This window comes from Klebsiella sp. 1SOBk5mer (genome assembly GCF_046603115.1).
Classification (GTDB): domain Bacteria; phylum Pseudomonadota; class Gammaproteobacteria; order Enterobacterales; family Enterobacteriaceae; genus Klebsiella; species Klebsiella quasipneumoniae.
This window is the reverse complement of record NZ_JBKIUU010000001.1, coordinates 210,777-234,046: the sequence shown is the minus strand read 5'-3', so window position 1 is coordinate 234,046 and position 23,270 is coordinate 210,777. Positions and strand designations below refer to the sequence as shown.

Here is a 23,270-nt window from a genome sequence, read left to right as displayed (position 1 = left end):
CGCTGGCGTCGGTTCGGTTTTCGTTTACACTGCCATGATTTAGCATCTTCCAGGGAAATGATTATGTTGCAATATTTAAACCAGTGCTCGCGGGGACGCGGCGCCTGGCTCCTGATGGCATTGACCGCGTTCATTCTCGAACTCGTCGCGCTGTGGTTCCAGCACGTGATGCTGCTGCAGCCGTGTGTGATGTGCATTTATGAACGCTGCGCCCTGTTTGGCATCATGGGCGCGGGGCTGGTGGGCGCCATTGCCCCCAAAACGCCGCTGCGCTATGTCGCCATGCTGATTTGGCTGTACAGCGCGGTACGTGGGCTGCAGCTGGCGTGGGAACATACGATGATCCAGTTGCACCCATCGCCGTTCCAGACCTGTGATTTCGCCGCCCGCTTCCCGAGCTGGCTGCCGCTGGATAAATGGTTGCCGCAGGTGTTTGTCGCGTCCGGCGACTGTTCGGTACGCCAGTGGCAGTTCCTGTCGCTGGAGATGCCGCAATGGCTGGTGGGCATTTTCGCGGCCTATCTGGTGGTGGCTATCCTGGTGATCGTTGCTCAGCCTTTTAAAGCGAAAAAGCGCGATCTGTTTGGCCGCTAAGCCGCTGTGAGTACCGCGCATCATGAAACGCCCTCCGGGGCGTTTTTTTGTGCCTGCTGTTCATCGCTGAATCGTTTCCTGTCTGCGGTTGACCACGGCCATCAAAAGATGCATATTAAATACATCTTATATAGCCCCACAGGAGCTCACATGTCATCTTTACTGATCCCCGCAGACTGGAAAGTTAAACGCTCCACCCCGTTCTTTACCAAAGAGAACGTCCCCGCCGCCCTGCTGAGCCACCACAACACCGCAGCCGGCGTCTTCGGTCAGCTGTGCGTCATGGAAGGTACGGTGACCTATTACGGTTTTGCCAATGAACAGGCGACGGAGCCGGAGAAAAAAGTCGTCATTCATGCCGGGCAGTTTGCCACCAGTCCGCCGCAGTACTGGCACCGCGTCGAACTCAGCGACGATGCCCGCTTCAATATTCACTTCTGGGTGGCGGATGAAACCGACGGTGAAAACGGGCTGTTCCACGCGAAAAAAGCGTGACGGCGCTTACCGCGCCCTGTCAGGCAGATTAAGGATGTGGTCCTGCCAGTCGACAACGGTGGACTCGGGCACCGCAATATGACGGACGGAGATGCGTTCGCCGTGCATCGCCGCTTTTGAGCCGGTCAGCAGCGGGTGCCAGGCCGGCAGAGGCTTGCCTTCCGCCAGCAGGCGATAGGCGCAGGTCGGCGGCAGCCATTCGAAAGTCGGCAGATTTTCGCGCGTGAGCTTGATGCAGTCCGGCTCATATTCGAAGCGACGCTCGTAGTTACGGCACTGGCAGGTTTTGATATTGAGCTGACGGCAGGCGACGTTGGTGAAGTAGATCTCATCGGTATCTTCATCCATCAGCTTATGCAGGCAGCACTGGCCGCAACCGTCACACAGCGATTCCCACTCCGCGTCGGTCATGTCATCCAGGGTTTTTTGTTGCCAGAAAGGTTGTTCGCTCATCGAAGTGTCCGTCGTTGCCAGTTAAGGGTGCACCTTATAACCAGTCTGGCACGACGATGCAAGTTTTGCCGCCCCAAAAGGCGGCAAACCACGCTTACAGTACCCGGGTGGTGAGCGACAGGCCGTTGAAGCCGACCACCAGCTCGTCGCCGCTGTGCAGCGGCCCTACCCCTTCCGGGGTGCCGGTGAGGATCACGTCCCCGGCTTTGAGAGTAAAGAAGCGCGACATATAGGCGATCAGCGGCACGATCTTATGGATCATGTCGGCGGTAGTGCCCTGCTGGCGCACCTCGCCGTTAATCTTCAGGCTTAACGGCGTATTCTGCGGGTCACCGTGGAACTCGGCGGCCGGAATAAAGCCGGAGATCGGACAGGCGTTATCGAAGCCTTTGGCTTTTTCCCACGGCTGCCCGGCCTTTTTCATCTTCGCCTGCAGGTCGCGCAGGGTGAGATCCAATGCGACGCCATAGCCGGCAATCCCTTTCTGCACATGCTCTTCCGTCGCCTGTCGCAGCGTACCGCCGATCAGCACCGCCAGCTCGACTTCGTGATGCACCGAGCCCAGCCCCTCAGGAAGCACCAACGGCTGACGGAGATCGCACAGCGCGCTCTCAGGTTTAATAAACAGCACCGGCTCTTCCGGCGTCGCACTGCCCATTTCCTTGATGTGCTTTGCATAATTACTGCCGACGCAAACCACTTTGCTCACCGGATAATCCAGGAGCGCTCCCTGCCAGTTATGATGTTGGTACATTATTTTCCCTCGTGGGTTAATCGGATTGTTTCCCCTGTTCCGCCAGGTGTTTCTTTAGTAGATTTTCAGACGGCGGAGGAAGTTGCAGGTAATAGCCCTGTTCGCTTAACGCCTGTTTCACTTTTTCGAGGTCGGCGTTAACCAGTTTTTTGCGCCCATCCAGCGGCAGCAGCATCGCCATTTGCGGCGTGCCGAAGCCGCGCATCAGCTCGTCAGGAACGCGTGAGAAATCGTCCTTTTTTTCGACGTATAAATAGGTTTGTTCACGTTTAGTACTTCGATAGATCACACAAAACATAGTTTTACTCGGAATTAGACCCGTGGTCACTTGCCTCAATATATGAGTGACTATAACATGCCTTTTAGTCTTCGGAATATCACCGCACTTCGGCGGTCGATAAACAGCAAATTGAGTAAGGCCAGGATGTCAAATACGCCAATCGAACTTAAAGGCAGTAGCTTCACGTTATCTGTCGTTCATTTGCACGATGCAAATCCCGAGGTTATTCGTCAGGCGTTAGAAGACAAAATCGCCCAGGCTCCCGCCTTTTTACGCCATGCTCCGGTGGTGGTGAATATCGCCAGCGTCGAGGAGAGTGTCGAATGGCGCGCCGTCAACGAGGCTATCGCCGCGACCGGTTTACGTATTATGGGCGTCAGCGGATGCAAAATCCCGCGCCTGAAAACCGAAATCGACCGCGCCGGTATCCCGTTATTAACCGAAGGGAAAGAAAAAGCCCCTCGTCCGGCACCGTCCGAACCTGCCCCGCCGCCGCCAGTTGCTAACCAGATCACAAAAACGCGTTTGATTGACCAGCCGGTACGTTCCGGTCAGCGCATTTATGCGCCACACTGTGATCTTATTGTTACAAATCATGTGAGTGCCGGCGCGGAACTTATCGCTGACGGCAATATCCATGTATATGGCATGATGCGAGGACGCGCATTGGCAGGCGCCGGTGGCGACAGAGACGCCCAGATATTTTGTACCCACCTTGCGGCGGAGCTGGTCTCCATCGCCGGGGAATATTGGCTGAGCGATAACATCCCGGCCGAATTTTATGGCAAAGCGGCACGCCTGCGTTTAGGCGAAAGCGCTTTGACAATTCAACCGTTAAATTAATCCCTTTTTAACAAGGAATTTCTATGGCACGCATTATTGTTGTGACTTCGGGTAAAGGGGGCGTTGGCAAGACCACCTCCAGCGCGGCCATCGCTACAGGTTTGGCCCAGAAGGGAAAGAAAACCGTCGTTATCGACTTCGACATCGGCCTGCGTAACCTCGACCTGATTATGGGCTGCGAACGTCGCGTCGTTTATGATTTCGTCAACGTCATCCAGGGCGATGCCACATTGAACCAAGCGCTGATCAAAGATAAGCGCACGGAAAACCTCTACATTCTCCCGGCTTCCCAGACCCGGGATAAAGACGCCCTGACCCGCGAAGGCGTCGACAAAGTTCTCGAAGAACTGAAGAAGATGGAGTTCGATTTCATCGTCTGTGATTCCCCGGCAGGCATTGAAACCGGTGCGCTGATGGCGCTCTATTTCGCTGATGAAGCCATTATCACCACCAACCCGGAAGTCTCCTCCGTTCGCGACTCCGACCGTATCCTTGGCATTCTCGCCTCCAAATCCCGCCGCGCGGAAAATGGCGAAGAGCCGATCAAAGAGCACCTGCTGCTGACCCGCTACAATCCAGGCCGCGTCAATAAAGGCGATATGCTGAGCATGGAAGACGTGCTGGAGATTCTGCGCATCAACCTGGTGGGCGTGATCCCGGAAGACCAGTCAGTCCTGCGCGCATCCAACCAGGGTGAGCCCGTGATCCTCGATGCCGCGTCGGACGCAGGCAAAGCCTATGCCGATACCGTTGAACGTCTGCTCGGAGAAGAACGCCCTTTCCGCTTCATTGAAGAAGAGAAGAAAGGATTCCTCAAACGCCTGTTCGGAGGATAAATTATGGCTTTACTCGACTTTTTTCTCTCGCGAAAAAAGAACACGGCTAATATTGCGAAAGAACGCCTGCAAATCATCGTCGCCGAGCGCCGCCGCGGGGACGCGGAGCCGCATTACCTGCCGCAGTTGCGCAAAGATATCCTGGAAGTGATCTGTAAATACGTGCAGATCGACCCGGAGATGGTCAGCGTGCAGCTGGAGCAACGGGACGGTGATATTTCCATTCTTGAGCTGAACGTGACCCTACCCGAAACGGAAGAGTCGAAACCCTGACCTGCTGTTCCATCCCGAAAAAAAACCGGCTACGCCACGCGCCGCCGGTTTTTTTACAGCCTGAACCAGACCGCCCGCTAGCGCGGATAGTCGTTTAACAGCCTCTTCAGCCGTTCGCCCATCAGCTCACCACGCCAACCGGAAATCAGCTCAGGTTCAGCGGCCTGCGTTTTCAGCTGCCAGTGCCAGTTCAGCAGCTGGTTGATCTGTCGACGCGACGCCAGCAGCTCCGCGCTTACGCCCTTCTCCGCGCTCACTTCCTGCACCAGCGCTTTAATCTCTTTAAAGGCTTTGCGGTAGCCCGGCATGTCGATCAGATTCTGCAGCGGCGCCGGCAGCGACGACTCCGGCAGCGCCTGGGCTTTCTCGACCAGGCCGATCAGCGTTTTGCCATGGAAGCGAATTTCGCTACCGGACAACCCGAGGCTGTCGAGCTCGCCGAGGCTGGTGGGCATATAGCGCGCCACGCTCCACAGATGCTCTTCCCGCACCACAAAGTTCACCGCCAGGTCGCGCTCACGCGCTTTGCGCAGACGCCACTCCGCCAGCAGCTGCAGGCAGCCCAGCTGGCGGGTACGCAGCTGCCAGGCGTTGCCGATATCGCGCCAGGCCTCGGCCGGGTCGACCACCTCCTGACGGCGCTGCTGCATCAGGCGACATTCGTCCAGTGCCGCCGATAGCCAGCCCGCGCGATCGGTCTCCGCCATTAATTGGCTGGCGATCGGCAGCAGGTACCAGACGTCGGCCGCAGCGTATTCACACTGACGCTCGGTCAGCGGTCGCGCCAGCCAGTCGGTGCGGGATTCGCTTTTGTCCAGCGCGACCCCGGAATACTCTTCCACCATCGAGGCAAAGCCCCAGGACATCGGCCGACCGCAGAAGGCCGCCAGGATCTGGGTGTCGATCAGCGGCTGCGGCATCAGGTTGAACGCGTTGAGGAAGACTTCTAAATCTTCGCTGCCGGCATGCAGATATTTGGTCACATCCGGATTGAGCAGCAGGTCGCGCATCGGCGCCCAGTCGTTAATCGTCAAGGGATCGATCAGAGAGACCTGGTGGCCGTCGAACAGCTGCAGCAGGCCCAGCTGCGGGTAATAGGTGCGGGTACGGACAAATTCCGTATCCAGAGCGACGGCGGAGGCCGCGCTTGCCGCTTCGCAGACAGCGCGCAGGCCATCGTCGGTGGTGATCATCTGATAGTTCAAAGCATACTCTCTTAACTTGCGCCCATAAAAAACGCCGGCGTAGCCGGCGTCTGGCGACTCATTCGTTACTCAGCCTTTATTGTCCACTTTAGCGCGCGCTTCGTCACGCAGTTCTCGCCGCAAAATTTTCCCGACGTTGGATTTCGGCAGTTCGTCACGGAATTCCACCAGTTTCGGCACCTTATAGCCGGTCAAATGGCGTCGGCAGAACGTAATCAGCGCTTCTTCGGTTAACGCGGCATCTTTCTTCACCACGAAGATCTTCACCGCTTCGCCGCTGCTGCCGGACGGCACGCCGATGGCCGCCACCTCCAGCACGCCGCTGTGCTGCATGACCACATCTTCGATTTCATTCGGATAGACGTTAAAACCCGACACCAGGATCATATCTTTTTTCCGATCGACGATGCGCAGGAACCCCTCTTCATCCATCACCGCAATATCCCCGGTGTGCAGCCAGCCGTTCTTGATGATCTCATCCGTCGCGTCAGGTCGCTGCCAGTAGCCCAGCATCACCTGCGGCCCCTTGATACAGAGTTCGCCAGGCTGGCCCGGCGCCACTTCGTTATCGTCATCATCCACCAGTTTGGCTTCGGTGGAAGGCACCGGCAGACCAATGCTGCCGCTGTGGTAGTCGATATCGTGGGGGTTGACGCTGACCAGAGGCGAACACTCGGTCAGTCCGTAGCCCTCAAGCAGATATTGCCCGGTCAGTTTCACCCAGCGCTCAGCCACCGCCTGCTGCACCGGCATGCCGCCGCCGGCGGAGAGGTGCAGCGAGGAGAAATCAAGCTGCTGGAACTCTTTGTTGTTCAGCAAGGCGTTGAACAGGGTATTGACCCCGGTCATGGCGGTAAAGGGATATTTCGCCAGCTCCTTCACCAGTCCGGGTATGTCGCGCGGGTTGGTGATCAGCAGATTCTGCCCGCCCAGCTCGATAAACAGCAGGCAGTTCATGGTGAGGGCGAAAATGTGATACAGCGGCAGCGCGGTCACCACGAACTCTTTGCCGCGATGCAGCAGCGGGCCGTAGGTGGCATTGACCTGCTCGAGGTTGGCCAGCATGTTGCGATGGGTCAGCATCGCCCCTTTAGCCACCCCGGTAGTGCCCCCGGTGTACTGCAGAAACGCCAGATCTTCCGCTACGATCTCCGGCTTCACGTACTGCATGCGATAGCCGTGCTGCAGCGCGCTGCGAAACGAGATGGCATCCGGCAGATGGTACTTCGGCACCAGGCGCTTGATGTACTTGACCACAAAGTTCACCAGCGTGCCTTTGGCGGTGGAGAGCTGATCGCCCATGCGCGTCAGGATCACGTGTTTCACCTGGGTCTTCGCCACCACTTTTTCCAGGGTATGGGCAAAGTTGGAGACGATGACGATCGCCGCCGCGCCGCTGTCGTTGAGCTGATGCTCCAGTTCACGCGGGGTATATAAGGGGTTGACGTTGACCACGATCATCCCGGCGCGCAGGATGCCAAACAGGGCCACCGGATACTGCAGCAGGTTAGGCATCATCAGGGCCACCCGATCGCCCTTCTGTAACCCTAAGCCCTCCTGAAGGTAAGCGGCGAAGGCGCGACTGCGCTCTTCCAGCTTACGGTAGGTCATCACTTCACCCATATTGATAAACGCCGGTTGGTCGGCGTAGCGGGTGGTGGCATGTTCAAACAGTTCAACCAGGGATTGATAGCGGTCAGGATTTATCTCCGCCGGAACATCTGCGGGATAACGGTTTAGCCAAACCTTTTTCACTGCATCACCTCTGAAATAGTTATTCGTCGTCATCACAGCCCCTGGGAAATACATTTTGTTAACATTATATTAACTCAGCGTACCAGTTTATTAATTAGGCAATGAGCAGGTTGCGAAGCGCGTCACTATTTTTTTTCTTATTCGACTGAAAACAAAGAAACAGCGGACTGGCCGCTGTTTCTTTGAACTAACAAAAACAACAAAATCATTCAGTTACAACGTTTCTTACCTCAGCAGGGCCGGGGTTGTACCATCCCCATCCGCCATAGCCGTACCCCCAGGGGCGGGGACCCAGCATCCACGGGTCGATGGGCTGCGGGGGCATCACCACCTGCTGCACCACGTTCCAGCGTTTGTAGCCGGTGGCGTTCATCAGCATAAATTTGTAGGGCGTGCTACCCACTTTGCCGTCGACCACCCCGGCAATCGGCCCGACCACGGTCACCAGCTGACCCCGGAAGTCCACCGGATCGAGGAAGCTGTTAACATCGGCAAAGATTCGCCCGCGCGAGGGTTCGCCCAGTTCCGGCCGCGCACCGCTGTCCAGCGGCACGGTAGCGATTTCTAAGCGGGTTTTACCCTGCTGGTTCTGCACGTTGACCACCTTGCCGCCAAAGCGCGCTTCCTGACCAACGTACAGCTGCGGGGCGTTCATCACCCGCACCAAATCCTGCTGCGGCGTGGGGCTGGCGCCTTTGATGGCATCCGGCACCGATACGCAGCCGCTCAGCGCAACGGCAACCGCCGCGCCCAGCAGCCAGCGAACGCCCTGTTTTTGACCCGCCATGATGCGACTCCTTTTCTCAGTCTTCTTGTTACTGAGATTCACTCGCGGCCCGGAAGTTTCTTCCACGCCACCTCGTTACGCAAATAAACCGGCTCCGCTTTCTCCACGGCCACGGTTTTCCCTGCCGCCAGCAGATAACAGGCTAACGGCAGCATATCCTCTGCCGCCGGCAGTTCAATTTCGCCGCTGCTTAAGGTCAGTCCGCTCTCTTTCGCCAGATCCGGCCACGCCTGCCAGCCGGTGCCGACGGTGGCCCATTCGCCGGAAAGCTGCGCCAGCCGTTCGGCCACCGCGTCCGGTTTGAGCACCGCTTCCGTCTCTTCGCCGTGCCAGACGCCCTGCTCGTCGCGCTGGTACTCAGCCCAGTAGACTTCACCCATCCTGGCGTCAATCGCCGCCAGCACGCGGGTGGCGCAGGTTTTGCGCCAGGCGCCTTGCGCCATGGTGGCCAGCGTGGAAACGCCGATCATCGGCAGCTCCGCGCCGAGCGCCAGCCCCTGGGCGATACCGATGCCGATACGCACGCCGGTAAAGCTGCCCGGGCCGCGGCCAAAGGCCAGCGCGTCCAGCTCGGTCAGGGTGGTGCCGCTCTCGGTGAGAACCTCCTGCACCAGCGGCAGGATACGTTGGGTGTGTTCGCGGGGACAAATTTCGAAATGAGCACTAAGGGTGCCATCATTCCACAGCGCCGCGGAGCAGGCCTCTGTGGCGGTATCGATAGCCAAAATTCGCATGGGTGGTCACGCTCTCGTTACATAGTTCAGGCCTTCAGGCAGCCTGTTTACCGGCAGACGGTCAATCCGTCGCCACACCGCCCGAAGTCTAGTGGGAACCGCTAATTAACAAAATGGCGCGCAGCTTAACACATTTTAGGGCGGATTACCTTGCCGGCGGCACGGCGAGGAAGCGCACCGCCCGGCGGATATCGCGGGTCCGCGGCGCGGGCGGCAGGCTGGCCAGGAACACCGCGCCGTAAGGGCGCATCACCAGCCGATTGTCACAGATAACCAGCACCCCACGGTCGTCGATATCGCGGATCAGCCGGCCCACCCCCTGCTTGAGGGTGATCACCGCGTCCGGGAGCTGCACTTCATCGAACGGATCGCCGCCGCGTAGCCGGCAATCTTCCATCCGCGCTTTCAGCAGCGGGTCGTCCGGCGAGGTAAACGGCAGCTTATCGATGATCACCAGCGACAGCGCGTCTCCGCGCACATCGACCCCTTCCCAGAAGCTGCTGGTGGCCACCAGCAGGGCGTTGCCGGCGCTGACGAACTGCTGCAGCAGCTGGCCTTTACTGGTCTCTCCCTGCAGCAGCACCGGCAGGGTCATGGTGGCGCGGAACTGCTCCGCCAGATCGCGCATCATGGCGTGCGAAGTACACAGCATAAAGCAGCGACCGTCGTTAGCCTCGATCAGCGGTTTAAGCATGGCCGCCAGATGACGCGCCGCGCCGGGCTGGTTCGGCAGCGGTAGATTACGCGGTACGCAGAGCAGCGCCTGATGCTGATAGTCAAAGGGGCTAGGCAGCAGCAGAGTCTGCGCCTCGTCGATCCCCAGCCGGGCGGTGAAGTGGTGTAGATCGTCATTTACCGACAGCGTCGCCGAGGTAAAGATCCAGCTTCCCGACTTCTGCGCCATCACCTCTTTAAACTTCTCGGCCACGGTCAACGGCGTCAGCGCAAGGGTAAAGTGGCGCGAGGTGCACTCATACCAGTAGCTGTAGCCCGGCTGATTGATCTCTTTCAGCCGCTTCAGACGCCCGCGATAAAGCGTGGCGCGCTCAAAGGCGGCGTCGAGCAGCGCCGAGCGCCCCAGCGAAAGTTTGGCGACGTCGTAACACAGTTCAAGAGCATCATCGAGCAGCAGCAGCGCCCGCTGAATGTGGCTGTCCGCCAGCAGCTCGCGCAGGTTGCCGCGGTAGCCCGGGTCCCCCAGCTGCAGGCGAAAATCCTGGGCGCTTTGCGCGAGGCGGTCGGCGCATTTTTGCAGCTGCTGGGTGTCTTTCAGTTCGGTGCGGTAGGCAATGGTGATGTCTTTCGCCAGATCCAGCAGCTGGCGGCTGGAAAGCGACTGGCCAAAGTACTGGCTGGCGATATCCGGCAGCTGATGGGCTTCGTCGAAAATCATCACCTCCGCCTCGGGGATCAGTTCGGCAAAGCCGCTCTCTTTGACCACCATATCGGCAAGAAACAGATGATGGTTGACCACCACCACGTCGGCGTCCATCGCTTTTTTACGCGCCTTCACCACGAAGCAATCTTTATACAGCGGACAGTCGCTGCCAAGGCAGTTATCGTTGGTGCTGGTGACCAGCGGCCAGGCCTGGGAATCTTCCGCCACGCTGGCGCAGGTGCTGATATCGCCATCCTGGGTTTGGTTCGACCAGGAGCGCAGGAGGATCACGTCGCTGAGGGTTTGCACCGGCAGATCGCCGCCAGCCAGCGCCTGCTGTTCCAGGCGTTCGAGGCACAGGTAGTTGGAGCGCCCTTTTAGCAGCGCCAGTTTGCCGGTGAATTTGAGCGCTTTGGCGACGGTGGGCAGATCGCGGCTGTAGAGCTGATCCTGCAGCGCTTTCGACCCGGTGGAGATAATCACCTTTTTTTTCGCCCGCAGCGCCGGCGTCAGGTAAGCGTAGGTTTTACCGGTTCCGGTCCCCGCTTCCACCACCAGCGGCCGGGAGGCCTCAATCGCTTCGCTGACCGCCACCGCCATCTGGCGCTGCGGCTCGCGCGGTTTAAATCCCGGTATGGCTTTGGCTAGCTGGCCGTCTGCTGCAAAATCGTCGATCACATTGCCCCCTGGTTATTTGGACAGTGATTATGTCAGGGAGGACGGCGTTTCGCCAGTCCGGGTAGTGACGCGAGCGGAACATTATGGCAGTCTTGCCGCTGCCGAATGGAATGCTCAAAGAGGAATGAGAAATGACAATTACGCGTATTGATGCCGAAGCCCGCTGGTCAGATGTGGTGATCCACAATCAGACCCTTTACTACACCGGCGTACCGGCGAATCTTGATGCCGATGCCTTCGAGCAGACCGCCAACACCCTGGCGCAGATTGACGCGGTGCTGGAAAAACAGGGCAGCGACAAGTCGCGTATTCTTGACGCCACTATTTTCCTTGCCGACAAAAGCGACTTTGCGGCGATGAATAAAGCCTGGGACGCCTGGGTGGTAGCCGGTCACGCCCCGGTGCGCTGCACGGTGGAAGCGACGCTGATGAACCCGCAATATAAAGTTGAGATCAAAATCATCGCCGCGGTGTAATTACTCGTCTTCGTCTTCATCTTCAAAGCGCGCGACGATCCGTTCGCCGGTATGCGTCGCGCGTAGCTCTTCCGCCACCAGGGCAATCGCCTGGCCGCTGCTCATCCCCTGGGCCATCAGTTCCTGGATACGTTCGACCGCTTTTTGCTGTTGCTCGTGGCTCAGCGAAGGTAAACCTGCAAACATCTTGTACTCCTGCTACATTGTGGGGCGTAATTATTTCACGCCGTCCCCGCCTACGCCAGAGGGACGGTAACGTTCAGGATCGAGAAAGATGTTGTCCCCCGCGATTATTACCCTGCCCTGGCGCCCGGATGCCGCCGAATACTATTTTACGCCGTTAAGCGCCACGCCCTGGGCGATGCTGCTGCATTCCGGCTTTGCCGACCATCCGCATAACCGTTTTGATATTCTGGTGGCGGCCCCGCGCGCCACGTTGCTGACGCGCGGTGAACAGACCTGGATCGATGACGGCGAGACCGTTTGTGTCTCGGCTGACGATCCGCTGCAACTGCTTCAGCAGCAGCTGGATCGTCAGCCGTTCACGCCGAAGCCCCATGAGGATCTGCCGTTTCTTGGCGGCGCGCTGGGGCTTTTCGGTTACGATCTGGGCCGCCGTTTTGAGCGACTTCCCGCTGCCGCGCAGGCCGATATCGCGCTGCCGGATATGGCGGTGGGGATTTATGACTGGGCGCTGATCGTCGACCATCAGCGCCAGCAGGTGTCGCTGCTCAGCTATGACGACCCGCAGCAGCGTCTGCAGTGGCTGGAGGCGCAAACGCCGACGCCGGGTGAAACCTTCGCCCTGACCTCGGCCTGGCAGTCAAATATGAACCGCCAGCAGTATGGCGAGAAATTTCGTCAGGTGCAGGCCTATCTGCGCAGCGGTGACTGCTATCAGGTCAACCTCGCCCAGCGTTTTCAGGCCCGCTACGTCGGGGATGAATGGCAGGCCTTCCGCCGGCTGAACGCCGCCAACCGCGCCCCCTTTAGCGCCTTCATCCGCCTTGCGGAAGGGGCGATTTTAAGCCTGTCGCCGGAGCGATTTATTCAGCTCCGCCAGGGTGAGATCCAGACGCGCCCGATTAAGGGCACCCTGCCGCGGCTCGATTCGCCGCTGGCGGATGCGCAGCAGGCGGAGAAGCTGGCGAACTCGCCGAAAGACCGCGCTGAGAATTTAATGATTGTCGACCTGATGCGCAATGACATCGGCCGCGTCGCCGTCCCGGGCAGCGTGCGGGTCCCCGAGCTGTTCGTCGTGGAGCCGTTCCCGGCGGTCCATCATCTGGTCAGCACCATCACCGCCCGCCTGCCGGCGACGCTTCATGCCAGCGATCTGCTGCGCGCCGCCTTCCCCGGAGGGTCGATCACCGGCGCGCCGAAGGTACGGGCGATGGAGATTATTGATGAACTGGAACCCCAGCGACGCAACGCCTGGTGCGGGAGCGTCGGCTATCTGAGCTATTGCGGCAATATGGATACCAGCATCACCATTCGCACCCTGACGGCCTGGCAGGGGCAACTGTATTGCTCCGCCGGGGGCGGTATCGTCGCGGACAGCGAGGAAGATGCGGAATATCAGGAAACTTTTGATAAAGTTAATCGTATCCTGCACCAACTGGAGAACTAGACCATGGCGGACCACGCCCTCAATCTGGATGATTTTCTGTCCCGCTTCCAGCTGCTGCGCCCTCAGCCTTCGCGCCATGCGCTCAATCAGCGGCAGGCGGCGGTACTGGTGCCGATCGTGCGCCGGCCGCAGCCTGGCCTGCTGCTGACCCAGCGCTCGCCGCTGCTGCGCAAGCACGCCGGCCAGGTCGCCTTTCCCGGCGGGGCGGTAGATAATACCGATGCGACTCTTATCGCCGCCGCTCTGCGCGAAGCCCAGGAAGAGGTGGCGATCCCGCCGGAGACGGTTGAGGTGATTGGCGTTCTGCCGCCGGTGGACAGCGTCACCGGCTTCCAGGTGACGCCGGTGGTGGGTATTATTCCGCCGGATCTGCACTATCACGCCAGCCAGGACGAAGTCTCCGCGGTATTTGAAATGCCGCTCGCCGAGGCCCTGCGCCTCGGGCGCTATCATCCGCTCGATATCCACCGCCGGGGCAACGACCACCGCGTCTGGCTCTCCTGGTACCAGCATTATTTTGTCTGGGGGATGACCGCCGGGATCATTCGCGAGCTGGCGCTGCAGATAGGCGCGCGCCCTTAGCTATACTGATTATGAGAGGGCGCTCTCACTATTAGTAAAATCGCGGTTATCCATTAGTTTAATTCATGTGAATAGTTGAACTGACAGGGCGCTTCCCTCTTACACTATGCGCAGTTATTACATCGTTACCGCACCCGCGGTAACCCTGTCAGGAGTATTATCGTGATTAGTCTATTCGACATGTTCAAGGTGGGGATTGGTCCCTCATCTTCCCACACTGTTGGCCCGATGAAGGCCGGTAAACAGTTCGTCGATGACCTGGTCGAAAAAGGATTGCTTAATGCAGTGACCCGCGTGGCGGTTGACGTCTACGGTTCGCTGTCATTAACCGGCAAAGGCCACCATACGGACATCGCCATTATCATGGGACTGGCGGGCAATCAGCCCGATACGGTCGATATAGACGCGATACCGGCATTTATCCGTGACGTCGAGACACGCGGCCGTCTGCTGCTGGCCAACGGTCAGCACGAGGTCGACTTCCCGGCGGATGACGGCATGCGTTTTCGCAGCGACAATCTGCCGCTGCACGAAAACGGCATGACCATTCATGCCTGGGCCGGCGAGAAAGAGATCTACTGCAAGACCTATTACTCGATTGGCGGCGGCTTTATCGTCGACGAAGAGCACTTCGGCAAAGAAAACGCCAACGAACTGCAGGTGCCCTACCCGTTTAAATCGGCGCAGGAAATGCTGGCCTACTGCAAAGAGACCGGCCTGTCGCTCTCCGGGATGGTGATGCAGAACGAGCTGGCGCTGCACAGCAAAAAAGAGATCGAGGACTATTTCGCTAATGTCTGGCAGACCATGCGCGCCTGTATCGACCGCGGCATGAACACCGAAGGCGTGCTGCCTGGCCCGCTGCGCGTGCCGCGTCGCGCCTCGGCGCTGCGTCGTCTGCTGGTGGCCAGCGATAAGCTCTCCAGCGATCCGATGAACGTCGTTGACTGGGTCAACATGTTCGCGCTGGCGGTCAATGAAGAGAACGCCGCCGGCGGTCGCGTGGTGACCGCGCCGACCAACGGCGCCTGCGGCATCGTTCCGGCGGTACTCGCCTATTACGATCACTTTATCGAATCCGTCAGCCCGGAGATCTATATCCGCTACTTTATGGCCTGCGGTGCGATCGGCGCGCTGTACAAGATGAATGCCTCCATTTCCGGCGCCGAAGTCGGCTGTCAGGGCGAAGTGGGCGTCGCCTGCTCGATGGCGGCGGCGGGTCTGGCTGAACTGCTCGGCGCCAGCCCGGAGCAGGTCTGCGTGGCGGCGGAGATCGGCATGGAACACAACCTCGGCCTGACCTGCGACCCGGTCGCCGGCCAGGTACAGGTGCCGTGCATAGAACGTAACGCCATCGCCTCCGTGAAAGCGATCAACGCCGCGCGGATGGCGATGCGCCGCACCAGCGAACCGCGCGTCTCGCTCGATAAAGTGATCGAGACCATGTACGAAACCGGCAAAGACATGAACGCCAAGTACCGCGAAACCTCGCGAGGCGGCCTGGCGATTAAAGTTCAGTGTGACTAACATGTTGGCTTTCGCCTGCCGCCTCCCGGGGCGCAGGCGCGGAGCGAGGGTAACTAAAAGCCCCTGCCTTCCTGATGCGCCCTCCGTGGCGCATTTTCTTTTTTCTATACCTGGCGATATTCTGCCACTACAATTGCTCTATTAAATAAGCCACGCTTAACCACTCGTCCTGTCGACAGGGTGTCGCACATGCAGACTGCACAAAAAGTCATTACGGCCTATCGCCGCAAACGCATTATAGTCTGCCTGCTGGTCGCCCTGGTGACCCTGGGCGCCACCTTAGCCATCCGATTTATTTCGCAGCGTAGCGAAAATGAAGACTATATTCGCACGGCCGCCAGCCAGCGGGTGGCGGCGCTAAATAATATCCTGCGCCCGCTGAGCGCGGAGCGCACCACCCTGCTTCCTCTGGTGGGCAAACGCTGCCCGGATATCCATCTGACCCTGCGCAAAATGGCAGCCTCGTTGCAGACCGTTCGTTCCGTCGTCCTCGTGAAGGACGGTATCGTTTACTGTTCGAGTATTTTCGGGCAACGGCAGGCGGATTTACACCAGCTGCAGCCCTCGCTGCCAGCCCCCCATCCTTTATTACTCTTTTCAACCGAAAAATCGCTGCTTAAAGGGACGCCGGTATTGATCCAGTGGTACCCCACCCCGGAAAGCGGCCAGGACGGCGTGATGTTGATTGTCAATATCGAGCTGCTGGGGACCTTAATTCTCAACGAAAAATCATCCCTGATAAGCGACGTCAGCCTGCAGGTTGGCGATCGTTATTTTAGCAGCCGCGATGGGCTTCTCGATAAAACGCATACCCCGCAGGGAACGGTGATTTATCGCCAACGCTCTAGCGAGTTTCCGTTTACCATCAACATCAACGGCCCTGGCGCCTCGACAATCGCCCTCGAAGAACTGCCCGGCGAGCTGCCGCTGGCGCTGATCTTCAGCCTGCTAATGACCGGCATCGCCTGGCTGGCCACCGCCGGAAGAATGAGCTTCTCGCGGGAGATAAGCCTCGGTATTTCCGCCCGGGAGTTTGCCCTCTGGTGCCAGCCGCTGCAGGATGCGCGCAGCGGCCGCTGCTGCGGGGTGGAGATCCTGCTGCGCTGGAACAACCCTCGCCGCGGAGCGATTTCGCCGGAGGTGTTTATTCCCATCGCCGAAGGGGACAATCTGATCATCCCCCTCACCCGCTACGTCATTGCCGAAACCGCCCGCCGTCTGGATGCTTTTCCCAGCGACCGCCAATTTCATATCGCCATTAACGTCGCTGCCCGCCACTTCGCCAACGGCTTACTGCTGCATGACCTGCATAATTACTGGTTCAGCATGAACCCGGTACAACAGCTGGTGGTCGAGCTGACCGAACGCGATGTCCTGCAGGATGGCGACCAGCATATGGCCGAAGATCTGCACCTGAAAGGCGTACAGCTGGCGATCGATGACTTTGGCACCGGCAACAGTTCGCTCTCATGGCTGGAAAAACTGCGCCCGGACGTGCTGAAGATTGACCGCTCGTTTACCAGCTCGGTGGGGATAGACAGCGTCAATGCCACGGTGACCGATATCATTATCTCCCTCGCCAACCGGCTGAATATTATTACCGTTGCCGAAGGGGTGGAGACGCTGGAGCAGGAAAGCTACCTCAGAAACCACGGCGTCGATGTGCTGCAGGGGTTTTATTATGCGCGGCCGATGCCGGTGGAGGCGTTCCCGGCGTGGCTGGCCAGTCAAGAGGCAACAGAATAACTCGCCGGCCCCCACTGGGACCGGCGCGCAGGACGATTATTCTTCTTCGTCGCTCGGCGGACGGGTGACCACCGCGCGAACCAGATCGACCCGGTAGTCATTCGCTTCCACCACGGTGAAATGCAGCGGCGGCAGCGACACCACGTCGCCAATGCGCGGGATATGGCCATTGGCGGAGATCACCAGACCGGCAACGGTGGCAATATCCTCATCGTCATTGATCAGCGGATCCAGCCCCAGCGCCTGCTGCAGCGCATGCAGGTCGGTCGACCCCTTAATAAGCCAGCCGTCGCCATCGATAATGATCTCCGGCGTCTCATCGGCGTCCGGGAATTCACCGGCGATCGCTTCCAGGACGTCCAGCGGCGTCACCAGCCCCTGCACCACGCCAAATTCATTGGTCACGATGACGAAACTGCCGCGCGCGCGACGCAGGACGCCGAGCAGATTGATCGGGTCCAGCGTTTCAGGCACCACAATCGCCGGAGAGGCGGAGGCCAGCGCCGCGACGTTTTCGCCCGACTCCAGGGCCACCAGCATCTCTTTCGCCCGCACGATGCCAATGATTTCGTCCAGTTCTCCGCGGCAGACCGGGAACAGACTGTGCGGCGACGAAAGCAGCTGACGGCGAATTTCATCTTCACTCTGCTCAGCGTCCACCCAGCTGATTTCCCCGCGCGGAGTCATGATGCTGCGCAGAGAGCGCTGAGCCAGCGTCAGCACGCCGTTAATCATGTAGCGCTCTTCTTCCGCAAAGGCGCCCTCCGGTACCGGCACCGACGTCGGGCTGTCGGCGTCATGGTTGACGGAGGCCTGTTTACGGCCACCCATCAGGCGCAGGATCGCATCCGCGGTACGGGCGCGCAGCGGCAGCGTCGACTGGTGACGAACAAAGTTGCGGCGCGCCACCTGGTTAAAGAATTCAATGATGATCGAGAAACCGATCGCCGCATACAGGTACCCTTTCGGAATATGGAAGCCAAACCCTTCCGCCACCAGGCTCAGGCCGATCATCAACAGGAAGCTCAGACAGAGCACCACCACCGTCGGGTGCTGGTTGACAAAGCGCGTCAACGGCTTCGACGCCAGCAGCATCATAATCATCGCGATCACGACCGCCGCCATCATCACCGGCAGATGGTTCACCATCCCGACCGCGGTGATCACCGCATCCAGAGAGAAGACAGCATCCAGCACCACGATCTGCAGTACCACCACCCAGAAACTGGCATAGCCTTTCCCGTGACCGGCGTCATGCTGGCGGTTTTCCAGCCGTTCATGCAGCTCGGTTGTCGCCTTGAACAGCAAGAAGATCCCGCCGAGCAGCATGATGAGGTCACGCCCGGAAAAGGAGAAATCGGCGATAGTAATCAGCGGTTTAGTCAGCGTCACCATCCAGGAGATCACCGACAGCAGCCCCAGGCGCATCACCAGCGCCAGCGACAGGCCGATCAGTCGCGCTTTATCACGCTGCTTCGGCGGCAACTTGTCCGCCAGGATGGCAATAAACACCAGGTTATCGATACCGAGCACAATTTCCAGAACGATAAGCGTCAACAGGCCGGCCCAGATTGAGGGATCCATTAACAATTCCATGTGCGACTCCGGTTAGCGCCAACGTCAGTCATCGCCATGTCATGCACGGACGCGACAATAGATGCTGAGAGATAAGCGTGATGCGTGGAGGTGGCAACCAGGTGCCAGAAAGTGAAAAGACGTCGATGACGGTCCATACTGCGGGCTATGCCCTATACTCCTGAGTAATTAAACGGAAGTTAAACATAGCAAAATATAGATCGAAATTGGAAAAGATTTACCTGAATTTGCAATAACTAAGGCTATTTTTTGCGCTGCAAAATTATTACCAGGCGATGCCTGATTAACGGATCTTCATCACATTAATTATTTTTTCACTGTCTAAAATAATTCGCGGTAGTAACTATTTTCTATCTTACACCCTAACTGAATCGATTTTGTCCTCAAGAGTGATTCAGGATGTATCAAAGCAGATGATGCATTCACGATAATAAAGGAGGTAGCAAGTGACGATTGCTATTGTAATAGGCACACATGGTTGGGCTGCAGAACAGCTGCTGAAAACAGCAGAGATGCTGTTGGGCGAGCAGGAAAACGTTGGCTGGATCGATTTCGTTCCGGGTGAAAACGCCGAAACGCTGATCGAGAAATACAATGCCCAGTTGGCAAAACTGGATACCAGTAAAGGCGTGCTGTTTCTCGTCGATACATGGGGAGGCAGCCCGTTCAACGCTGCGAGCCGCATTGTCGTCGATAAAGAGCATTACGAAGTCATCGCCGGCGTTAACATCCCGATGCTGGTGGAAACCTTCATGGCCCGCGATGACGATCCTTCCTTTGATGAGCTGGTCGCCTTAGCGGTAGAGACCGGCAGCGAAGGCGTGAAAGCGCTGAAGGCCAAACCGGTGGAAAAAGCGGCCCCTGCGCCCGCTCCTGCCGCGGCGCCAAAAGCCGCCGCCCCGGCCAAACCGATGGGCCCGAATGACTACATGGTCATTGGCCTTGCGCGTATCGACGACCGCCTGATCCATGGTCAGGTCGCCACCCGCTGGACCAAAGAGACCAACGTCACCCGCATCATCGTCGTCAGCGACGAAGTCGCCGCGGATACCGTGCGCAAAACCCTGTTGACCCAGGTTGCGCCGCCGGGCGTCACCGCCCACGTGGTGGACGTCGCCAAAATGATCCGCGTCTACAACAACCCGATGTACGCCGGACAGCGCGTGATGCTGCTGTTTACTAACCCGACCGACGTTGAGCGCGTCGTCGAGGGCGGCGTGAAAATCACCAGCGTCAACATCGGCGGTATGGCGTTCCGCCAGGGCAAAACCCAGGTTAACAACGCGATTTCGGTCGATGCCAAAGATATTGAGGCGTTTAACAAGCTGAACGCACGCGGTATCGAGCTGGAGGCACGTAAAGTGTCCACCGACCCGAAACTGAAAATGATGGATCTGATCGCCAAGGTTGATAAATAACCCGGACGATCGCGCCCCAGTTTTCACTTTAAGACTTAATCAACAGGAGAAGTACAATGGAGATTACCCTTCTTCAGATTGTGCTGGTGTTCATCGTCGCGTGTATTGCGGGTATGGAGTCGGTGCTTGATGAATTTCAGTTCCACCGTCCACTGGTCGCCTGTACGCTGATCGGCGCCGTTCTCGGCGATATGAAAACCGGTATTATCATCGGCGGTACGCTGGAAATGATCGCCCTGGGCTGGATGAACATCGGTGCGGCGGTTGCCCCTGATGCCGCGCTGGCGTCCATTATTTCCACCGTTCTGGTTATTGCCGGCCATCAGAGCATCGGCGCCGGCATCGCGCTGGCTATCCCGCTGGCGGCTGCAGGCCAGGTGCTGACCATCATCGTGCGTACCATCACCGTAGCCTTCCAGCACGCAGCGGATAAAGCGGCGGAGAATGGCAACCTGACCGCCCTGTCGTGGCTGCACGTCTCATCCCTGTTCCTGCAGGCGATGCGTATCGCTATCCCGGCCGTCATCGTGGCCATTTCCGTCGGTACCAGCGAAGTCCAGGGCCTGCTGAATGCGATCCCTGAAGTGGTTACCAGCGGCCTGAACATCGCCGGCGGCATGATCGTGGTTGTGGGTTACGCGATGGTCATCAATATGATGCGCGCGGGCTACCTGATGCCGTTCTTCTACCTCGGCTTCGTCACCGCCGCCTTCACCAACTTCAACCTGGTGGCCCTGGGCGTGATTGGCGCGGTCATGGCAATCCTCTACATCCAGCTGAGCCCGAAATATAACCGCGTCGCCGGTGCCCCTGCTCAGGCGGCTGGTAACAACGACCTCGATAACGAACTGGACTAACAGGTGAGCGAAATGGTTGATATGACTAAAAATACCACCGAGAAAAAACTCACTCAGAGTGATATTCGTGGCGTGTTCATTCGTTCTAACCTGTTCCAGGGTTCATGGAACTTCGAACGTATGCAGGCGCTGGGCTTCTGCTTCTCTATGGTTCCGGCGATTCGTCGTCTCTACCCGGAGAACAACGATGCGCGTAAGCAGGCGATTAAGCGTCACCTTGAGTTCTTCAATACCCATCCTTACGTTGCCGCGCCGGTACTGGGCGTAACGCTGGCGATGGAAGAGCAGCGCGCCAATGGCGCAGAGATTGACGATGGCGCCATCAACGGCATCAAAGTCGGTCTGATGGGGCCGCTGGCCGGCGTCGGCGACCCGATCTTCTGGGGTACGGTGCGTCCGGTGTTCGCGGCCTTAGGCGCCGGGATCGCGATGAGCGGAAGCTTGCTCGGACCACTGCTGTTCTTTATCCTGTTCAACGCGGTGCGACTACTGACCCGCTACTATGGCGTCGCCTACGGTTACCGCAAAGGCGTGGACATCGTGAAAGATATGGGCGGCGGCTTCCTGCAGAAACTGACTGAGGGGGCGTCAATCCTCGGCCTGTTTGTCATGGGGGCGCTGGTTAACAAGTGGACGCACGTGAACATTCCGATGGTGGTGTCAAAAATCACCGGCTCTGACGGACAGGTTCACGTCACCACGGTGCAGACGATCCTCGACCAGCTGATGCCGGGCCTGGTACCGCTGCTGTTGACCTTCGCCTGTATGTGGCTGCTGCGTAAGAAAGTTAACCCGCTGTGGATCATCGTTGGCTTCTTTGTCATCGGTATCGCGGGCTACGCTGTCGGTCTGCTGGGTCTGTAATTTCCAGGTTGTACGCCGGGGGCTTGCCCCCGGCTTTTTTTTATCAGGAGGAACGCAAAGCAATGACATTCACGGACCTGGTGATCATCCTGTTTATCCTTGCGCTACTGGCCTACGCGGTGTATGACCAGTTTATTATGCCGAGGCGCAACGGCCCGGTGCTGCTGGCCATCCCCCTGCTTCGCCGCAGCCGCGTTGACGGCATGATCTTTGTCGGCCTCATCGCCATTCTGATCTATAACAACATCACCCAGCACGGCACCGCGATCACCACCTGGCTATTATCTGCGCTGGCGCTGATGGGACTCTATTTATTCTGGATCCGTACGCCGAAAATCATTTTTAAACCGCGCGGCTTTTTCTTCGCCAACGTGTGGATAGAATATCAGCGAATTAAAGAGATGAATTTATCCGAAGACGGCGTACTGGTGATGCAATTAGAGCAACGGCGGCTGCTGATTCGCGTACGAAATATCGACGATCTGGAAAAAATATACAAACTTCTCGTTTCAACTCAATGATTTAAAAATATAGCCAACGCTATGTTTTTTCAGATTTCGTCTGGGGAATTATATAGCCATGGCTATATTTCCCCCTCTGCCCTTCTGTTTTTCATTAACTATTTATTTACTTATAAATTCAAATGAAAATCGTTATCATTTGGTTATTAAAATAGCGCTCTTCTGTTATTGTTTTATATTCTAAAAATATGTTAAGGTTGCGCCCGTCGTTGGGGAGTAGCCGATTTCCTGCCCGTCAGGAAATGTACGTGTCAACATACTCGTTGCAAAACGTGGCACGTACGGGTTGAAGTGATTCAATCAGGCGAGACCATAGATACATCACTGCTGTACGTATTGCTCAGCCATTGAGCGGCTCCGCGTATATTTACTGGGGGCAGCGATGTGTCATATGGATTATCCCCGGTCAGGACAGGCACATGAATTTATCCGCAACCCTTCTTCTCGCTTTCGGCATGTCTATGGACGCCTTCGCGGCCTCTATCGGCAAAGGCGCCACCCTGCATAAACCCAAATTCTCAGAAGCTGTACGCACCGGGCTGATTTTTGGCGCCATTGAAACCCTGACGCCGCTGGTCGGCTGGGGACTGGGCATGCTGGCCAGCCAGTTTGTGCTCGAGTGGAATCACTGGATTGCTTTTATTCTGCTGGTGTTTCTCGGCGGGCGGATGATTGTCGAAGGGCTTCGCGGCGATAGCGACGAGGCGTGCGAGGCGCCTCGCCGGCATGGCTTCTGGCTGCTGGTCACCACCGCCTTCGCCACCAGCCTTGACGCGATGGCCGTCGGCGTCGGTCTGGCCTTCCTGCAGGTCAGCATTGTGACCACCGCGCTGGCGATCGGCTGCGCCACCTTTATCATGTCGACGCTGGGGATCATGGTGGGTCGCTTTATCGGCCCGCTGCTGGGCAAACGGGCCGAAATTCTCGGCGGTATCGTACTGATTGGCATCGGCAGCGAAATTCTCTGGAGCCATTTCGCCGGTTAAGC

The 23,270-nt window shown here is 58.0% G+C and carries 25 protein-coding genes; 15 read left to right on the top strand and 10 right to left on the bottom strand.

Annotation, left to right across the window (positions count from 1 at the left end):
- The first annotated feature begins 63 nt into the window (after window positions 1–63).
- Window positions 64–594, top strand: coding sequence for a disulfide bond formation protein DsbB (gene dsbB / locus ACLH1U_RS01165; RefSeq protein WP_004203315.1), 531 nt, complete (start codon window positions 64–66; stop codon window positions 592–594).
- A 150-nt stretch (window positions 595–744) separates the two neighbouring features.
- Window positions 745–1,089, top strand: coding sequence for a DUF1971 domain-containing protein (locus ACLH1U_RS01160; protein ID WP_032453353.1), 345 nt, complete (start codon window positions 745–747; stop codon window positions 1,087–1,089).
- Between the two features lie 6 nt (window positions 1,090–1,095).
- Here the strand turns inward: ACLH1U_RS01160 and ACLH1U_RS01155 are convergent, their stop codons facing one another.
- The 3 genes from ACLH1U_RS01155 to ACLH1U_RS01145 all read right to left on the bottom strand — a co-directional run bounded on the left by ACLH1U_RS01155 (window position 1,096) and on the right by ACLH1U_RS01145 (window position 2,594).
- Entirely contained in the window at window positions 1,096–1,542 is a 447-nt protein-coding gene (locus ACLH1U_RS01155; RefSeq protein WP_017900197.1) for a YcgN family cysteine cluster protein, read from the bottom strand.
- Between the two features lie 94 nt (window positions 1,543–1,636).
- The gene (locus tag ACLH1U_RS01150; protein WP_023290208.1) at window positions 1,637–2,296 is read right to left on the bottom strand and encodes a fumarylacetoacetate hydrolase family protein; all 660 of its coding nucleotides are present in this window, start codon (window positions 2,294–2,296) and stop codon (window positions 1,637–1,639) included.
- A gap of 16 nt (window positions 2,297–2,312) precedes the next feature.
- The gene (locus ACLH1U_RS01145; protein ID WP_004203320.1) at window positions 2,313–2,594 is read right to left on the bottom strand and encodes a YcgL domain-containing protein; all 282 of its coding nucleotides are present in this window, start codon (window positions 2,592–2,594) and stop codon (window positions 2,313–2,315) included.
- A gap of 126 nt (window positions 2,595–2,720) precedes the next feature.
- Here ACLH1U_RS01145 and minC point away from each other — a divergent pair, with 126 nt between their 5' ends.
- Genes minC through minE form a run of 3 tightly spaced genes read left to right on the top strand, consistent with a single transcriptional unit; the run spans window position 2,721 to window position 4,528 of the window.
- Window positions 2,721–3,419: a septum site-determining protein MinC gene (gene minC / locus ACLH1U_RS01140; RefSeq protein WP_023290209.1), complete on the top strand. Its 699-nt coding sequence runs from the start codon at window positions 2,721–2,723 to the stop codon at window positions 3,417–3,419.
- A 23-nt stretch (window positions 3,420–3,442) separates the two neighbouring features.
- Window positions 3,443–4,255, top strand: a complete 813-nt coding sequence (minD, locus tag ACLH1U_RS01135; RefSeq protein WP_002910900.1) for a septum site-determining protein MinD — start codon at window positions 3,443–3,445, stop codon at window positions 4,253–4,255.
- 3 nt (window positions 4,256–4,258) lie between these two features.
- Window positions 4,259–4,528, top strand: a complete 270-nt coding sequence (gene minE, locus ACLH1U_RS01130) for a cell division topological specificity factor MinE (RefSeq protein ID WP_004103270.1) — start codon at window positions 4,259–4,261, stop codon at window positions 4,526–4,528.
- A 77-nt stretch (window positions 4,529–4,605) separates the two neighbouring features.
- Here minE and rnd read toward each other — a convergent pair whose 3' ends face one another.
- The 5 genes from rnd to ACLH1U_RS01105 form a co-directional block, all read right to left on the bottom strand.
- On the bottom strand, window positions 4,606–5,721 hold the full coding sequence (gene rnd, locus ACLH1U_RS01125) for a ribonuclease D (protein ID WP_023290210.1): 1,116 nt from the start codon (window positions 5,719–5,721) through the stop codon (window positions 4,606–4,608).
- Window positions 5,722–5,802: 81 nt separating this feature from the next.
- On the bottom strand, window positions 5,803–7,488 hold the full coding sequence (fadD, locus tag ACLH1U_RS01120; RefSeq protein WP_085551111.1) for a long-chain-fatty-acid--CoA ligase FadD: 1,686 nt from the start codon (window positions 7,486–7,488) through the stop codon (window positions 5,803–5,805).
- A gap of 205 nt (window positions 7,489–7,693) precedes the next feature.
- Complete coding sequence (locus ACLH1U_RS01115; protein WP_194859641.1) at window positions 7,694–8,275, bottom strand: Slp family lipoprotein; 582 nt, start codon at window positions 8,273–8,275, stop codon at window positions 7,694–7,696.
- 38 nt (window positions 8,276–8,313) lie between these two features.
- A complete protein-coding gene (gene tsaB / locus ACLH1U_RS01110; protein WP_101861952.1) occupies window positions 8,314–9,009 on the bottom strand; it encodes a tRNA (adenosine(37)-N6)-threonylcarbamoyltransferase complex dimerization subunit type 1 TsaB in 696 nt (231 codons plus the stop codon).
- A 145-nt stretch (window positions 9,010–9,154) separates the two neighbouring features.
- Window positions 9,155–11,065 (bottom strand): ATP-dependent DNA helicase, encoded by a 1,911-nt coding sequence (locus ACLH1U_RS01105; protein WP_411298997.1) that lies wholly within the window; start codon window positions 11,063–11,065, stop codon window positions 9,155–9,157.
- Window positions 11,066–11,196: 131 nt separating this feature from the next.
- Between ACLH1U_RS01105 and ACLH1U_RS01100 the strand changes: the two genes are divergently transcribed.
- The gene (locus ACLH1U_RS01100; protein ID WP_002910910.1) at window positions 11,197–11,541 is read left to right on the top strand and encodes a RidA family protein; all 345 of its coding nucleotides are present in this window, start codon (window positions 11,197–11,199) and stop codon (window positions 11,539–11,541) included.
- On the opposite strand, the gene ACLH1U_RS01095 is transcribed toward ACLH1U_RS01100, so the two are convergent.
- The gene (locus tag ACLH1U_RS01095) at window positions 11,542–11,727 is read right to left on the bottom strand and encodes a YoaH family protein (protein WP_004203339.1); all 186 of its coding nucleotides are present in this window, start codon (window positions 11,725–11,727) and stop codon (window positions 11,542–11,544) included.
- Window positions 11,728–11,815: 88 nt separating this feature from the next.
- Between ACLH1U_RS01095 and pabB the strand changes: the two genes are divergently transcribed.
- From pabB to ACLH1U_RS01075, 4 genes are all read left to right on the top strand, one after another.
- Complete coding sequence (gene pabB / locus ACLH1U_RS01090) at window positions 11,816–13,171, top strand: aminodeoxychorismate synthase component 1 (RefSeq protein WP_411298996.1); 1,356 nt, start codon at window positions 11,816–11,818, stop codon at window positions 13,169–13,171.
- A 3-nt stretch (window positions 13,172–13,174) separates the two neighbouring features.
- A complete protein-coding gene (locus ACLH1U_RS01085) occupies window positions 13,175–13,753 on the top strand; it encodes a CoA pyrophosphatase (RefSeq protein WP_023290215.1) in 579 nt (192 codons plus the stop codon).
- Window positions 13,754–13,915: 162 nt separating this feature from the next.
- Window positions 13,916–15,280, top strand: coding sequence for an L-serine ammonia-lyase (gene sdaA / locus ACLH1U_RS01080; protein ID WP_004203344.1), 1,365 nt, complete (start codon window positions 13,916–13,918; stop codon window positions 15,278–15,280).
- A gap of 189 nt (window positions 15,281–15,469) precedes the next feature.
- On the top strand, window positions 15,470–17,026 hold the full coding sequence (locus tag ACLH1U_RS01075; RefSeq protein WP_121935953.1) for an EAL domain-containing protein: 1,557 nt from the start codon (window positions 15,470–15,472) through the stop codon (window positions 17,024–17,026).
- A 36-nt stretch (window positions 17,027–17,062) separates the two neighbouring features.
- On the opposite strand, the gene yoaE is transcribed toward ACLH1U_RS01075, so the two are convergent.
- A complete protein-coding gene (gene yoaE / locus ACLH1U_RS01070; protein ID WP_374014601.1) occupies window positions 17,063–18,622 on the bottom strand; it encodes a CNNM family cation transport protein YoaE in 1,560 nt (519 codons plus the stop codon).
- Between the two features lie 446 nt (window positions 18,623–19,068).
- On the opposite strand from yoaE, the gene manX reads away from it, so the two are divergent.
- The 5 genes from manX (at window position 19,069) to mntP (ending at window position 23,268) form a co-directional block, all read left to right on the top strand.
- A complete protein-coding gene (gene manX, locus ACLH1U_RS01065) occupies window positions 19,069–20,040 on the top strand; it encodes a PTS mannose transporter subunit IIAB (protein WP_004203357.1) in 972 nt (323 codons plus the stop codon).
- A gap of 56 nt (window positions 20,041–20,096) precedes the next feature.
- The gene (locus tag ACLH1U_RS01060; RefSeq protein ID WP_004203359.1) at window positions 20,097–20,897 is read left to right on the top strand and encodes a PTS mannose/fructose/sorbose transporter subunit IIC; all 801 of its coding nucleotides are present in this window, start codon (window positions 20,097–20,099) and stop codon (window positions 20,895–20,897) included.
- 12 nt (window positions 20,898–20,909) lie between these two features.
- Window positions 20,910–21,761: a PTS mannose transporter subunit IID gene (locus ACLH1U_RS01055; protein WP_004145526.1), complete on the top strand. Its 852-nt coding sequence runs from the start codon at window positions 20,910–20,912 to the stop codon at window positions 21,759–21,761.
- Between the two features lie 62 nt (window positions 21,762–21,823).
- Window positions 21,824–22,282 carry a DUF986 family protein gene (locus ACLH1U_RS01050; RefSeq protein ID WP_023290218.1) on the top strand — a complete coding sequence of 153 codons (459 nt, stop codon included), beginning with the start codon at window positions 21,824–21,826 and terminating at the stop codon, window positions 22,280–22,282.
- Window positions 22,283–22,701: 419 nt separating this feature from the next.
- A complete protein-coding gene (gene mntP / locus ACLH1U_RS01045) occupies window positions 22,702–23,268 on the top strand; it encodes a manganese efflux pump MntP (protein ID WP_023290219.1) in 567 nt (188 codons plus the stop codon).
- Window positions 23,269–23,270 lie beyond the last annotated feature (2 nt).

Excerpts from the sequence above, each read along its gene's own strand:
- ACLH1U_RS01095 (WP_004203339.1), bottom strand. The coding sequence starts at position 11,727 with ATGTTTGCAGGTTTACCTTCGCTGAGCCACGAGCAACAGCAAAAAGCG.
- ACLH1U_RS01100 (WP_002910910.1), top strand. The coding sequence starts at position 11,197 with ATGACAATTACGCGTATTGATGCCGAAGCCCGCTGGTCAGATGTGGTG.
- ACLH1U_RS01055 (WP_004145526.1), top strand. The coding sequence starts at position 20,910 with ATGGTTGATATGACTAAAAATACCACCGAGAAAAAACTCACTCAGAGT.
- ACLH1U_RS01145 (WP_004203320.1), bottom strand. The coding sequence starts at position 2,594 with ATGTTTTGTGTGATCTATCGAAGTACTAAACGTGAACAAACCTATTTA.
- minE (WP_004103270.1), top strand. The coding sequence starts at position 4,259 with ATGGCTTTACTCGACTTTTTTCTCTCGCGAAAAAAGAACACGGCTAAT.
- pabB (WP_411298996.1), top strand. The coding sequence starts at position 11,816 with ATGTTGTCCCCCGCGATTATTACCCTGCCCTGGCGCCCGGATGCCGCC.
- ACLH1U_RS01150 (WP_023290208.1), bottom strand. The coding sequence starts at position 2,296 with ATGTACCAACATCATAACTGGCAGGGAGCGCTCCTGGATTATCCGGTG.
- ACLH1U_RS01155 (WP_017900197.1), bottom strand. The coding sequence starts at position 1,542 with ATGAGCGAACAACCTTTCTGGCAACAAAAAACCCTGGATGACATGACC.
- ACLH1U_RS01075 (WP_121935953.1), top strand. The coding sequence starts at position 15,470 with ATGCAGACTGCACAAAAAGTCATTACGGCCTATCGCCGCAAACGCATT.
- yoaE (WP_374014601.1), bottom strand. The coding sequence starts at position 18,622 with ATGGAATTGTTAATGGATCCCTCAATCTGGGCCGGCCTGTTGACGCTT.
- ACLH1U_RS01060 (WP_004203359.1), top strand. The coding sequence starts at position 20,097 with ATGGAGATTACCCTTCTTCAGATTGTGCTGGTGTTCATCGTCGCGTGT.
- dsbB (WP_004203315.1), top strand. The coding sequence starts at position 64 with ATGTTGCAATATTTAAACCAGTGCTCGCGGGGACGCGGCGCCTGGCTC.
- rnd (WP_023290210.1), bottom strand. The coding sequence starts at position 5,721 with ATGATCACCACCGACGATGGCCTGCGCGCTGTCTGCGAAGCGGCAAGC.
- ACLH1U_RS01050 (WP_023290218.1), top strand. The coding sequence starts at position 21,824 with ATGACATTCACGGACCTGGTGATCATCCTGTTTATCCTTGCGCTACTG.
- minC (WP_023290209.1), top strand. The coding sequence starts at position 2,721 with ATGTCAAATACGCCAATCGAACTTAAAGGCAGTAGCTTCACGTTATCT.
- ACLH1U_RS01085 (WP_023290215.1), top strand. The coding sequence starts at position 13,175 with ATGGCGGACCACGCCCTCAATCTGGATGATTTTCTGTCCCGCTTCCAG.
- tsaB (WP_101861952.1), bottom strand. The coding sequence starts at position 9,009 with ATGCGAATTTTGGCTATCGATACCGCCACAGAGGCCTGCTCCGCGGCG.
- mntP (WP_023290219.1), top strand. The coding sequence starts at position 22,702 with ATGAATTTATCCGCAACCCTTCTTCTCGCTTTCGGCATGTCTATGGAC.
- minD (WP_002910900.1), top strand. The coding sequence starts at position 3,443 with ATGGCACGCATTATTGTTGTGACTTCGGGTAAAGGGGGCGTTGGCAAG.
- ACLH1U_RS01160 (WP_032453353.1), top strand. The coding sequence starts at position 745 with ATGTCATCTTTACTGATCCCCGCAGACTGGAAAGTTAAACGCTCCACC.
- ACLH1U_RS01115 (WP_194859641.1), bottom strand. The coding sequence starts at position 8,275 with ATGGCGGGTCAAAAACAGGGCGTTCGCTGGCTGCTGGGCGCGGCGGTT.